Origin of the sequence: Methyloversatilis thermotolerans, from assembly GCF_000372885.1 — a bacterium.
Classification (GTDB): Bacteria; Pseudomonadota; Gammaproteobacteria; order Burkholderiales; family Rhodocyclaceae; genus Methyloversatilis; species Methyloversatilis thermotolerans.
In genome coordinates, this window is sequence record NZ_KB889967.1 from 406,780 (window position 1) to 419,883 (window position 13,104).

Annotated in this window: 6 protein-coding genes; 1 reads left to right on the forward strand and 5 read right to left on the reverse strand. The window is 69.8% G+C overall.

The annotated features are described in order from the left end of the window. Positions 1–4 precede the first annotated feature (4 nt). The 5 genes from A3Q7_RS0101585 to A3Q7_RS0101605 are packed head-to-tail and all read right to left on the reverse strand — an operon-like array spanning position 5 to position 9,114. Positions 5–235: an MbtH family protein gene (locus tag A3Q7_RS0101585; RefSeq protein WP_018410099.1), complete on the reverse strand. Its 231-nt coding sequence runs from the start codon at positions 233–235 to the stop codon at positions 5–7. Beyond that, on the reverse strand, positions 232–1,713 hold the full coding sequence (locus tag A3Q7_RS0101590; protein WP_018410100.1) for an aminotransferase class III-fold pyridoxal phosphate-dependent enzyme: 1,482 nt from the start codon (positions 1,711–1,713) through the stop codon (positions 232–234). Before A3Q7_RS0101590 ends, A3Q7_RS0101585 begins: the two co-directional genes overlap by 4 nt. Further along, positions 1,710–2,615, reverse strand: coding sequence for a class I SAM-dependent methyltransferase (locus A3Q7_RS0101595; RefSeq protein WP_018410101.1), 906 nt, complete (start codon positions 2,613–2,615; stop codon positions 1,710–1,712). Before A3Q7_RS0101595 ends, A3Q7_RS0101590 begins: the two co-directional genes overlap by 4 nt. After that, positions 2,612–5,701 carry a thioester reductase domain-containing protein gene (locus A3Q7_RS0101600; protein ID WP_018410102.1) on the reverse strand — a complete coding sequence of 1,030 codons (3,090 nt, stop codon included), beginning with the start codon at positions 5,699–5,701 and terminating at the stop codon, positions 2,612–2,614. The genes A3Q7_RS0101595 and A3Q7_RS0101600 overlap by 4 nt, the downstream gene beginning before the upstream one ends. A gap of 8 nt (positions 5,702–5,709) precedes the next feature. Beyond that, positions 5,710–9,114 (reverse strand): non-ribosomal peptide synthetase, encoded by a 3,405-nt coding sequence (locus tag A3Q7_RS0101605; protein WP_077231293.1) that lies wholly within the window; start codon positions 9,112–9,114, stop codon positions 5,710–5,712. A gap of 337 nt (positions 9,115–9,451) precedes the next feature. On the opposite strand from A3Q7_RS0101605, the gene A3Q7_RS19210 reads away from it, so the two are divergent. Beyond that, entirely contained in the window at positions 9,452–13,099 is a 3,648-nt protein-coding gene (locus tag A3Q7_RS19210; RefSeq protein ID WP_269745092.1) for an AMP-binding protein, read from the forward strand. Positions 13,100–13,104 lie beyond the last annotated feature (5 nt).

Consider the following 13,104-nt stretch of genomic DNA (forward strand, 5'->3'; position numbering starts at 1 on the left):
GGTTTCAGTGGCCCTGTGCCGCGTCGCCGCCGCCGTCCATCGCGCGGCGCAGCGACAGCGGGCGCATATCGGTCCATACCTGCGCGATGTAATCGAGGCAGGCCTGCCGGTCGCCGGTCGTGCCTTCGGCACGCCAGCCCCAGGGTATCTCCCGGTATTCCGGCCAGATCGAATAGCGGCCTTCGTCGCTGATGACCACGCGATAGACGGTGTCGTCGGGGGTGTCGGTGCTCATGGGGTGTCTCCGTTGGGGGATGTCTTGATCAGACCGGCGTCGCGCAGCACGGCCAGACTGTCGAGGAAGGCGCTGGCGATGGCATCGACTTCGGCGTCGCCATGGGCGGTGCTGAGGAAGCCGCCGCGGTCGCCGATGCGCAGATGGATGCCGCGCATCAGCAGCAGGTAGGACAGCAGTACCTGTGCCTGCGCATCGAGCCGGCTGCGGCTGCCGGCGATGGCGAAGAAGGAGCCGAAGCGCACGAACTCGATCGGCAGGCCGGCGCTGCGGCAGCCGGTGTTCAGGCGGGTGAGCAGCGCTTCGGTGCGCGCATTCAGGCCGTCGTACAGCGCCGGGCCGCGCGCGCGGATTTCGCTCAGCACCGCATGCGCGGTCGCCAGCGACAGCGGATGCTTGGCGAAGGTGCCGGCGAAGAAGGTGGTGTTGCGGTCGGGCGCGGAATCGTCGCCGTAACGCCAGGCGCCGCCATCGATGCGGTCCATGAAGCGGGCCGAGCCGGCGATTACCGACAGGGGCAGGCCTCCGCCGGCGATCTTGCTGTAGGTGGCAAGGTCCCCGCGCACGCCGAACCACTCCTGCGCGCCGCCGGCGGCGACGCGGAAGCCATTCACCATTTCATCCATCACCAGCGCGATGCCGGTGTCGGCGGTGAGCTGGCGCAGCGCATGCAGGAATTCGCGCGGCTGCAGCTCCGGGCAGCGGCTCTGCACCGGCTCGACCAGCACCGCGGCGATGTCCTTGCACTGCGCGCGTATGACGTCGAGCGAGCGCGGGTGGCCGTATTCCAGCACCATCACTTCGCGCGCGGCGGCGGCGGACACGCCGGCGAACGCCGGTACCGCGCCGCGCGATCCCAGACGCTCCAGCAGTGCCACCAGCGGTCCGGTCAGCGGCTTGCCGCGCAGCTTTCCGATCAGCTTGCGGCGCGCGTAGTCACTGATCGGCGGGCGCATCAGGGCGCCGTCGAAATGGCCGTGATACGAATTGACGAAGGTGACCACCTTGCGCCGGCCGGTGGCACAGCGCGCGATGCGCAGCGCTGTCATGACCGCTTCGGTGCCGGTATTGCTGAAGGTGGCGCGTTCCATGCCGGTCAGTTCGCACACCAGGGTGGCGAGCTCACCGACCAGCGGGCTCTGCGGGCCGATGGCGAAGCCGCGCTCCAGCGTGCGCGCGATCGCCTCGCGCATGAAGGGCGGGTTATGGCCGAACAGATGGGTGCCCAAGCCCATCAGGATGTCGGTGTAGCGATTGCCATCGACATCCCACAGGAAGGCGCCGTCGGCGCGCTCGACCGAAAGCGGGTAGCTGATTTCCTTCAGTTCCGGCGAGAACGCGAAGCCGATCGAGCTCTTGTCCGCGAAAACCGGCCGGTACTGTGCGGCCAGCCGCTTGGAGCCGGGCGTGCGCTGACCGTATCCGTCGATCAGGTGCAGCCGCAGCGCCTGCGCACTGTCGAAGGCGGGCGCGTTCATGCGGGCTCCTTGCGGCAGATGAAGTGGGCGGAGTGGTTCTCGTCCACGGTCGCGTGACCCTCCACCGTTTCGATGCGCAGATCGCCGAAACCGGCGGCACGCAGCGCGGCCTCGACCTCGGGCAGCGCATGCGCACGCACGCCGTAGTCGACCGACTGCCGTTGCCAGCCGGGCGCGATGAGCGCGATGCGCCGGATCAGCGCCAGCCGCAGGCCGATGAAGCGCGGACGCGACAGCAGCGACGCGACAGCGGCGCGCCATCCGGACAGCGGCATGCCGTCGCCCGGGCGTGCCATCGCGACGCGGAAGAAGCCGGTCTGCGTGGTGGCGTCGTAGAAGGGCGTGATCATCCACGCGAAGTGCGGGCGCAATTCGCCTTCCAGCGGGCGGCCGCGCCACCAGCGTTCCATCTGGGCCGGATGATTCAGGTCGAACACGAAGCGGGCGCCCGGTGCCAGCACTGCGTGCACGCGTTCGAATACCTGGCGCAGTTCATCCACGCTGGCGATGTGATTCAGCGAGGCGCTGGTCGAGAACGCGCCATCGAACGCCTCACTCGCGGAAAAGTTGCGCGCATCGGCCAGCAGATAGTCGCCGCCCGGCGCATTGCGACGCGCACACTCCAGCATGGCGGACGAGCCATCCAGACCGGTGACGCGGAAGCCGTCGGCCAGCAGCGGGCGGATGAGCTGGCCGCTGCCGCAGCACAGGTCGAGCAGCCGGGCGCCGGGCGCCAGTCCGGGCAGCAGCGTGCGCTGCAGGAAGCGGTATTGCGGCAGGCAGTAATCCGGGCCCACGGTCTGGTCGTACAGCCAGGCCCAGTCGTCGTAGTCGCTGTAGCGCTCGACCTCGGCGCCGGCTGCCGCGTCGTTGGCCGCAATGTCCGGTGTGCGCGCATTCATGCCGTGGTCTCCGCGTCGGCGGCCAGCATGGCGCGCAGATAGGTGGCGAACAGCGCGCGATCCAGGCGCGGCGGCGCGAAGGGCGCGCGCGCCAGCAGGGCGTCAGCGCGCCGCGTGTCGTAGGGCAGTTCCCGGCGTGCCGCCGGCCGCTCCTGCCGCGCCGCCCGGCGCGCCGAAAACAGCGCCACCAGCGGATAGAGCGGATGCGCCGGATCGTCCTGCGCGATGCGCTGCAACTGTGCGTACCACTGTTCGTAAGGCACGCGCTTCAATGCATGGCCCGCGTCCGCGCAGGCCTGGAACAGCAGGTCGGACGAAGCCGGTTCATGGTGCAGCAGATGCAGCGTGGCGCCGCGCGACTCCGGCTGGCGTGCCAGCCACACAATGGCGCGCGCGAGGTGGTCCACCGGCAGCAGGTCGAGCGGCATTTCGCCGATCGGCGCGCAGGCGGAATGGATATAGCCCTGCATGAGCCGGTACAGGAAGTCGTTGCGGTTGAAGGCGCCGCTCACGCTGTCGCCGGATACCGGGCCTGGCCGGTGGATGGTGACCGCCAGCCCGCGTCGCCCGGCTTCCCGCACGCACTGTTCCGCCATCCACTTGCTGCGGTTGTAGCCACCGGCCGGCACGCTGTCGGGATCGAGCGGCGCGTCCTCGGTGAAGCGGCGCTCGCCCGCCAGTTCCAGCGGCGGCAGCACGCTCAGGCTGGACACGAAATGGAAGGCCTTGGGCTTGCCTTCGCAGGCCAGGCGCAACACCTCTATCGTGCCGCCGACATTGGCCGCGCGCAGTTGTTCGTACGGCATCAGGTGATGCACCCATGCGCCGTTGTGCAGCACCAGATCGATCCCGCCGGCCAGCCGTTCGCGCGCGGCAGCCTCCAGGCCGAGGCCGGGTGCGGCCAGATCGCCGGTGACGATGGACAGCCGGCTTTCGAATCCGTGCTGCCACAGACCATAGCCGGCCAGCGCGTCGCGCAACCTCGCCATGCCCTGTTGCGCATCGCCCGCGCGCACCAGGCAGTGGATGTGCGCGTCGGTCTGCTGCAGCAGTTCGCGCAGCAGGAAGGCGCCGACGAAACCGGTGGCACCGGTCAGCAGCACATGATCGAACCGGCCGGGCAGCGCGCCCTGCGGCGGCCGTATGTCGTCCGGCAGGCGCGCGTCCTCGGGCAGCACCGGCGACAGCGCGGCCGGTTTCTGCGCCGCCCCGGTGAGCAGCGCGATCAGTGCCGGCTTGTGCGCCTTCACCTGTTCGGTCAGTGCCGGCGTCAGCGCGCCGCGCGGGGCATTCACCTTGAGCGTGCTGCCGTCGCTTGAAAGCTGTATGCCGGCAGCGTGCAGCGCATCGAGCAGCGCCGACAGGCCGTCGTCGGCGGGGGCTGCGGCCACGCGTGTCGGCGCGCGCTGAGCGGGCGCGGCCGGCGCGTCGATGTGTTCGATGCGGTCCCAGCCTTCGGGCAGCGGCAGCACCGTGTCGCGCGCTGCGGCGTCGCGTGCGCGCGCCTCGAAATCGAACTGGGCGCGGCCGAGTACGCGCCGCGCCGACAGGTCCCGCACACGGCAGGCGGCCACCAGCTTGTCCGACTCGACGATGGCCAGCGATTCCGCCGTGTAGTGGATGGACGTGATGTAGTTCAGCCAGGGTTCCTGCCCCATGGCATAGACGCACACCTCGCGCGGCTGCAGGCAGTCGATCAGCGCCATGCCGCGTTCCGCGTCCGAGCCATTGAGCCGGCGCGCCTGCGCCTGCTGGTGCGGCACCGCCGCCGGCAGCAGCGGCCCGTAGGCCCAGGTGTAGGGCGCGCCTTCGCATTCCATGCCGATGAACAGCAGGTCCAGCGGGCCGAACAGCCGTGCGATGTGCCGGTACAGCGCGTTGTCCAGGTTGTTGGAATCGGCTGCGCACAGCACGCTGCGGCCGGCCAGCTCGACCCACCAGGCGGTCTTGCTGGCGATGTCCAGATCGCCGTGTTCGCCGAGGAAAGGCAGGCTCACGATGCGCCCGTCCGGCAGACCGATTTCGTCCAGCCGGTCGATTTCGCGCACGTTGGCGAAACCGATGCGCTGAAGCGCCAGCCGCAGCGACGGGTCGACCAGCGCGCCGCGATGGCCGGACGGCACCACCACCTGGCCGATGCGGTGACGCAGCTGCAGCAGCGTTTCCAGCATCACGTGGTCCTGGTGGTTGTGCGTGATGAGGGCGTAATCGATGTGCGGCGGCAGGTCGTGGTAGCTGAAGCGCGCCATGCCGTCCGGGTGTTCGTAGCTCACCAGCGGATCGATCAGCACCGTGCTGTGCGCGCTTTCCACCAGCACGCAGGCGTGACCCATGTAGCGCACGCGCACGCCGGGGCCGGTGTAGCGCGCGAGCGGGCGCGGCGCCTCATCGGTGAACAGACCATGGAAGCGCTCGCGCGCCGCGGCATCGAGACCCAGATCGCTCGCCAGCGCATCCACATCCACCGCTTCGTGCCGCGCGCGGAACAGGCGGTCCAGACGGGCATCGGCAAAGGGCAGCGGCAGGTAGACGTCGATGTCGGCCGGCAGGCGCGGCGTGCTCATGACGAAGGCGCGGCGGTCGCTGTCCGCGACGCGGCGCAGCGCCACGCCCTGGTTGTCCGGCCGGTACCAGGCGCTGCGATAGAACAGGCCTTCGCTGTAGCGCACGGCCGGGCGGTTGCGCCCATCCACCACCAGTTCGACCATGCCGCGCAGCGCGTCGGGTACGCGCGCGTACAGCGCGTCCATCGACTCGCCGGGCGGATGCGCCGCCACCAGCGCCTCCAGTGCGTCGATGGCGCGCGACAGCGCGATCAGCGGCTGCTGCGCGCTGCGCGTGCGCGCCAGCAGATCGCGCATTTCGGGCACCCGCTCCGCGCCGTACTGGATGAAAGGTCCGCCGCACATGTCGGGGTCGCGCAAGGCGGCGACATGCACCTCCGGCGCATCGACGAAGGACTGCATCACCTCGATCTGCGCATGCGTCAGATAGCGCGCTGCGGTGTGCGGCGGAATCAGATAGCTCCACGCATACCAGTTGTTGATCAGCGGCTCGGCGATCACGTCGTGACGCAGCCACTTCATTGCCACGCTCACAGTTCGATTTCCTCGCGTTCGCCGTCGGTGGCCGCGACCGTGTCCAGGCGGGCCAGCTTGAGCCGGTGCTCGATGCGACGCGCCAGCGCGCGCACGCTGGGCGCTTCGAACAGGTCGACCACGGTGATGTCCACCTGCGGGTAGTGCGGCAGCAGTTGCGCGATGAGCCGCGTCGCCAGCAGCGAATGGCCGCCGGCGTCGAAGAAGTCGTCGTCAATGCCGAGGTCGGACCGGTTCAGCGTGGCGGCGAATGCCGCGGCGACCTGCCGCTCGGCATCGGTTTCGGGTGCGGCGGCCGCTCGCTGTTCCGGTGCGCGTTCCAGCGCGGCCAGCGCGTCGGCATCGATCTTGCCGTTGGGGGTGAGCGGCAGCGCGTCCAGCCACTGGAAGGTGGCGGGCAGCATGAAGTGCGGCAGGCGTTCCGCCAGTGCCTGGCGCATCTGCGCCGGCGACGGCGGATCGCCCGCCGCGGGTACCGCCCAGGCCGCCAGTCGCTTGCCGCCGGTCGGCTCGTCCAGCGCCAGCACGACGGCAGCATGTACCGCCGGATGTTCGGCCAGTGCGTGTTCGACATCGCCCGGTTCGACCCGGAAGCCACGTATCTTCACCTGCTTGTCGATGCGTCCGAGCAGACGGATGCGACCGTCGGGCAGCAGGCAGGCGAGGTCACCGGTGCGGTACAGGCAGGCGGAATCTTCGGCGCCGCGGCGGAAGGGATTGGGTACGAACTGGCGTGCGGTGAGGTCGGGCCGGTTCAGATAGCCGCGCGCCAGACCGACACCGGCGATGCACAGTTCGCCCGGCGCACCCACCGGCAGCAGTTCGAGTTGCGCATCCAGCACATACAGCTGCTTGTTGGCGCTGGGTGCCAGCGTGGCGGCCAGCGGATGGCCGTTGCCGCAATGGACCATGCTGGCATTGACCGTGGTTTCGGTCGGGCCGTAGGCGTTGATGAATGCGCGACCGCGACTCCACTGCGCCATCAGTTCGGCCGATGGCGCTTCGCCACCGACCAGCACCATGCGCAGCGCCGGGTAGTCGCCGTCCGGCAGCCCCACCAGCGCCGACGGCGTCATCGTGACATGGGTGACCGCATGGCGCTGCAGCAGTTCGCCCAGCGCCGGGCCGGGCAGCAGCGTGGCCTGCGGCGCCATGAGCAGCCGTGCGCCGACCGCGAGCGGCATGATGATTTCCGGGATGCAGGCGTCGAAGCTGAAGGAGAAGAACTGCAGCACGCAGTCGCCGGTGCGCACGTCGCACTTGTAAAGCTTGTCCTCGGTCAGGTTCACCAGCCCGCCGTGTTCGATCAGCACGCCCTTGGGACGTCCGGTCGACCCCGATGTATAGATCACGTAAGCGAGATGCTGCGGCGTGCTCAGGCGCGGCGGATTGTGCGCAGGCTGGTCCTGCGGCCAGTCGCGGTCCACATCCAGCCGGTGCGCCACGGCGGGCAGCGCGATGTGGCTCTGGCTCAGCAGCACCGGCACTTGCGCGTCGTCCAGCATGTAGGCCAGCCGCTCCTGCGGGTACTGCGCATCGAGCGGCAGCCAGGCGGCGCCGGCCTTCAGCACGGCCAGCAGCGCCACCATCATGTCCGGCGAACGGTCCATGCAAATGCCGACCACCTGTTCCGGTCCCATGCCCTGCGCACGCAGCCAGTGCGCGAGCTGGTTGGCGCGGCGGTTCAGCGTGCGGTAATCGAGCGAGGTCGTGCGGCCGTCGGCATGCGCGAATGCCACCGCGATGCGCTCGCCGTGCGCCTCGACCGCTTCCTCGAACAGATGGTGGAAGCAGGTGTCGCTGCGCCAGGGCTTGCGCGTGTCGTTCCAGCGATCGAGCTGCTGCGTGCGCTCGGCCGGAGCCAGCAGCGCCAGCGTGGCCACAGGCGACTGTGGCGCATCGGCGATGGCGTGCAGCAGCGTGGCGAAATGGCCGGCCAGTCTTTCCATGCTGTCGGCGGAAAACAGGCTGGCGTTGTATTCGATGCCGCCGACGATGCCATCGGCGGTTTCGTACAGATCCATGCCCAGGTCGAGCTTGGCGGAAATCACCGTCTGCGGCAGGCGCGTCAGCGTCAGTCCGGGCAGCTCCATGCGCTCGGCGGGCGCGTTCTCCAGCCGGAACTTCACCTGGAACAGCGGATTGCGGCTGAGATCGCGCTCGGGCTGCACGATTTCGATCAGCTTCTCGAATGGCAGGTCCTGGTGATCCAGCGCTTCCAGCACGGTCTGGCGCACCGTGGCCAGCACCTGTTCGAAGCTGTGCGACGGCTGGATGCCGCTGCGCAGCACCAGCGTGTTCACGAACAGGCCGATCAGTGGCTCCAGTTCGGCCGGATGGCGCTTCGCCACCGGCGAGCCGACGATGATGTCGCGCTCGCCGGTGACGCGTGCGAGCAGCACCTTGAATGCCGCAAGCAAGGTCATGTACAGCGTGGCGCCATGGGTGCGGCCGAGTGCGCGCAGCCGGTCGGTCAGGCCGGCCGGCAGACGGAAGTGCACGACTGCGCCGTCATGGCTCTGCAGCCGGGCGCGCGGCCGGTCGGTCGGCAGCTCGACCACCGGCAGCGGCAGCGCGAGCTTGTCGCGCCAGTAGTCGGCGTGACGCGCCAGCGCAGGGCCCTCCATCTCGCTGCGCTGCCAGGCTGCGTAGTCGGCGTACTGCAGCGGCAGCGGTGGCAGATCGGCTGCGCGGCCGAGCAGGGCGGCGCGATAGCCGGCACCCAGTTCCTGCATCAGCACATCCAGCGACTGGCCGTCGCATGCGATGTGATGCAGTGTCAGGCACAGCACGTGCTCATCGTCGGCGCACCGCAGCAGCCGCATGCGCAGCGGATGTTCGCGCGCGATGTCGAAGGGCCGTGCCGCTTCCGCCGTGATGGCGGCGTGCAGCGCGTCTTCGTCGCCGGCAAGCGGGTGGATCTGCAGCGTGAGCGCGTCCGGCGCGTCGACCACCTGCACCGCTTCGTCGCCCTGCGCGACATAGCGGGTGCGCAGGATGTCATGCCGGTGGATCACCGCCTGCAGCGCGATGCGCAGCGCGTCCACATCGAGCGTGCCGGTGATGCGCACCGCCAGCGGCACGTTGTAGACACCGGCTTCCTGCGGCATCTGTTCGAGGAACCACAACCTGCGCTGGGCGAAGGACATCGCTGCCGGCGCCTGTGGATCGCGTGCCGGAATGCGTGGTGCAGGATGGCGCAGCGCCTGCACCAGGACATCGCGCTGCGCCTTCAGCACGGCGAGCACCTCGTCGGTCAGCGCTTCGTCCGGCCCCTCGGCGCGCAGCCGGTCGCCGTCCAGCCACAGCCGGATGCCGCGCGCTGCAAGTTCGGCCAGCAGTGCTGCCGGCTCGGCGCGCAGCGCCTCGGTCGAGGCGGGTTGCAATGGGCGGGTCGTCATGCGGCGGCTTTCCGGTGACACATCGTGGGTGGCAGCCCGGCGGTGGGGAGCGACGCGCCGCCAGTGCGCGCCCGCCGCCACGATCCGGACCTGCTGCCTTGCAAACAGCTGGTGTAAACTTGTTGCGAATGATAAAGGTTCGCAATAACATGCGCAACTGAAGCAGGACGTTGGTGGACGCGACCGCCAACGCGACGTCATCGGCCGCCCGGTCTGGTCTGTCTTGCCGGCAATGCGCGGCCGCTCTTTGCACCTTGTTGGCCCTTGCCGGCCGCGGGGGTGTTTTCCACAGCGTGTTCAGCAGGAGCAGCAAATCAGCGCGCACCAGTCCATGGCGATGCAGGTCGGAGGGCGACCGCAGACGCTTGCCGGCCTCCTCCGGTGGCGCGCGGCCATGCAGCCGGACCGGGAGGCATTCACCTTCCTGGGCGACGTCCGCACCGAGCAGATCAGTTACCGCGCGCTCGCCGAAAGGTCAGAGGCGATCGCGTGCGCGCTCGCCAGCGTCGCTGGTCCGGGTGATCGGGTGGTGCTGGCCTGCCCTCCGGGGGCTGATTTCGTCGCCGGCTTTTTCGCCTGCATGCTGGCCGGCTGCGTCGCGGTGCCGGTCCAGCCCCCGGGCCGGCGTGCCGATGCCGCGCGCTGGCGGACGCTGGTCAGCGCTGCCGCGCCGACCGCGTTACTGAGCGCCGGTGCGGCGCTGCAGGCCGTCACGGCCCTCGCCGCGGGCGGCGTCGCTCTGATCGATGTCGCCGCGCCGGCCTCCGCTCGGTGTGCGCTGCCCGATGCGCCGGCGGCCGATGCCATCGCGCTGCTGCAGTACACCTCGGGTTCCACGCGCGAGCCGCGCGGCGTACAGGTGAGCCACGGCAATCTGATGTACAACCTCGGGCAGATCGAGCGCCGCTTCGCTCACGATGCGGACAGCCGCGGTGTGATCTGGCTCCCGCCCTTCCACGACATGGGGCTGATCGGCGGCATCCTGCAGCCGGTGTATGCCGGTTTTCCGGTCACGCTCATGTCGCCGGCCGGTTTTCTGCGAAGGCCTCTGCGCTGGCTGGAGGCGATACAGGAATTCGCGGCCACTACCAGCGGCGGGCCGAATTTCGCCTACGAATACTGCCTGCGCCGCATCGCGCCCGAGGATCGCCGCCGGCTCGATCTGTCGAGCTGGCAGGTGGCGTTCTGCGGTGCGGAAACGGTGCGTGCAGGCACGCTGGAACGCTTCTCCGATGCATTCGCGCCAGCCGGATTCAGGCGCAACGCGTTCCTGCCTTGCTATGGTCTGGCCGAAGCCACCTTGCTTGCCACGTCTGCGCGGGCCGGGCAGGGGGCGCACCTGCTCGCAGTGGATCCGGTCGCGTTGCGCGAACACGAAGTGCGGCCGGCCCGGGGCGATGCGGCGCGCACGCTGGTCGGCTGCGGCGTACCCGCCGATGGCAGCGAACTCATCATCGTCGATCCCGACACGAAGTCGCGCCTGCCGGCCGATCGCATCGGCGAAATCTGGCTGCGCGGGCCCGGCGTGTGTGCCGGTTACCGGGGTGGCGAGGCGATGCCGGACTGGCCATTCGCGGCGCGTACCGCCGATGGCGACGGACCGTGGCTGCGCACCGGCGACCTGGGAGTCCTGGCGGATCACCAGCTTTTCGTGACCGGCCGCTTGCGCGATGTTCTGGTGATACGGGGCGCCAATCATGCGCCGCAGGATATCGAGGCGACCGCCGAAGCAGCCCATGATCTCGTGATGGTGGGGGGCTGCGCCGCATTCGCGGTGGAGGTCGATGGCGAGGAGGTCGCGGTGCTGGCGGCGGAGCTGGTGCGCGGCGGGGGCGATGGCGCGCCGCTGGCCGACGTGGCGTCGGCGATCCGCCGTGCGGTATCCGAAACTCACGGCCTGCAGTTGCACGCGGTGCGCTTGCTGCGCAGCGGCAGCCTGCCGCGCACACCCAGCGGCAAGGTGCAGCGCGCGCGCGCCCGGGCACTGTTCGAGGCGCAGGCGCTGCAGGCGCTGCATGCGGATGCTGCTGCGACGGCGCCTGACGAGGCGTCTTCCGCCCGTGCCGACGCGCTCGTCACCTGGTTGCGCGACTACGCGCCCGGCATTGATTCCCGCCTGATGGACGAGCGGCGCAGCCTGTCGCCGCCGGTGCTGCTCGACTTCGGCAACCGTGGCCTGCTCGGTTTGCAGGTGCCGCCTGAACTGGGCGGCCTGGGTCTGGGGCATCGCGACACCTTGCGTGTCATCGAGCAGATTGCCGCCATCGACTCGACCCTGGGTCTGTTCGTCGGCTTGAGCAATGTGCTGGGCATACGCCCCATCCTCAAGCATGGCAGGCCGGCGCTGCGCGAACGCATGTTGCCGCTGCTGGCGGGGGGCCGCGAACTGGCGGCATTCGCGCTGACCGAGGCGGGTGCCGGATCGCATCCGCATGCGATGGAGGCGGTGGCCCGCCCGCGGCCGGGGGGGGGCTGGACCCTGCACGGACGCAAGGTGTGGAGCGGCTCCGCCGCCTGGGCAAGCGTGATCAATGTATTCGTGCGTCAGTGCGATGGCGAGGGCCATCCGCTCGGCATCACCGCCTTCGCCGTGCCGCGCGGCCGGCCTGGCCTGCGCCAGGGCCCGGAAGCGCTCACCATGGGCATGCGCGCCATGGTGCAGAACAGCGTGCTGCTCGACGGTGTGCCGGTGGACGAGCAGGACATGCTGGGTGGCGAGGGCGAAGGCATGGCGGTCGCTCAGGACGCCATGATGTACGGCCGCCTGGTGATCGCGGCCGCCTGCACCGGTGGCATCAAGCGCTGCGCCCAGCTCATGCTGCGCTACGCCGGTCGCCGTCAGGTGGCGGGTGGCCGCCTGCTCGATCTGCCGCTCACCCGCGAACGGCTGGCTGCGCTGTGCGCGATGGCCGACGCGCTGTCGCTATTCGTGTCCGGCATCGCCGGGCGGCTGGATGCAGGCGAAACGCTGCCGGAAGAGCTGTACGCGGCGGCCAAGATACTGGCGCCGGAACTGTACTGGCAGGCCATCGACCACCTGCTGCAATGCCTCGGCGGGCGTGGCTACATCGAGCCGAATCTCGCGCCGCAGATGATGCGCGACGCACGTGTGCTGAGGGTATTCGAGGGGCCGACCGAAACACTGGCGGCCTGGCTCGGTGCACGTGCGCTGCGCCAGCCGGAAGCGCTGCGCGACTGGTGCGCGCACAGCGTGGCCGACGGCCGTGCCATTGGCGCGCTGCATGAGCTGGCGGACAGGGCGGCGCTGCAGCCTGCGACTTCACGCCAGGCGGGCTGCGCGGTGGGGACCGCCATCGCCTGGCAACTGCTGCGCGCGGCATCAGGTCCGGCCGCCGATGCCGTCACCCGCGCCTGGCTCGACGCCTGCGTGGATGCCGCGATGAGCTCCGCGCGGGCCGCGTTCGATGCCGACATGCCGGATGCCGGCGATCTTGCGCGGCGCGTGCACGCCTATGCCGAAGATATCGGTGATATCGAAGCGGACGTGGCGGGCGAGGAGCACGCACACGACCGGCTGCTGCGGCGCGATCCTTCGGTCGGGCTTGCGGAGGGGCAGGCGCTTGCCGCGCCGGCCGTCCGCAGCGGCATCACGCAACGCGCTGCCGCTGCGGCGGATGACGGCGCGCGCGAGGTGGCCGACTGGTTGCGCGACTGGCTGGCACGTCAGCTCGGCGTGCCTGCGCAGGATATCGACGCGCATCGCGCGTTCGCCGACTACGGCGTCGATTCGGTCATGGCGGTCGAGCTGGTGCAGGACCTGGAACAGGCGTTTGCACTGGCTGCGCCGCTGGATGCGACGCTGGCGTGGAACCATCCGACCATCGCTGCGGCATCGGCGCGCATTGCGTCGCTGCGTCGCAGCCGCGATGCCGCTCGCCCGGCAGAGGCGCTGGACGCGCTCGACGACGAAGCGCTGGCACGACTGCTGGAAGCCGAACTCGCGGCTTCGTCGGCGTCCCGTTGAAGGCA

Coding starts and splice junctions, on each gene's coding strand:
- A3Q7_RS0101585 (WP_018410099.1), bottom strand. CDS start 235: ATGAGCACCGACACCCCCGACGACACCGTCTATCGCGTGGTCATCAGC.
- A3Q7_RS0101590 (WP_018410100.1), bottom strand. CDS start 1,713: ATGAACGCGCCCGCCTTCGACAGTGCGCAGGCGCTGCGGCTGCACCTG.
- A3Q7_RS0101595 (WP_018410101.1), bottom strand. CDS start 2,615: ATGAATGCGCGCACACCGGACATTGCGGCCAACGACGCGGCAGCCGGC.
- A3Q7_RS0101600 (WP_018410102.1), bottom strand. CDS start 5,701: ATGAAGTGGCTGCGTCACGACGTGATCGCCGAGCCGCTGATCAACAAC.
- A3Q7_RS0101605 (WP_077231293.1), bottom strand. CDS start 9,114: ATGACGACCCGCCCATTGCAACCCGCCTCGACCGAGGCGCTGCGCGCC.
- A3Q7_RS19210 (WP_269745092.1), top strand. CDS start 9,452: ATGCAGGTCGGAGGGCGACCGCAGACGCTTGCCGGCCTCCTCCGGTGG.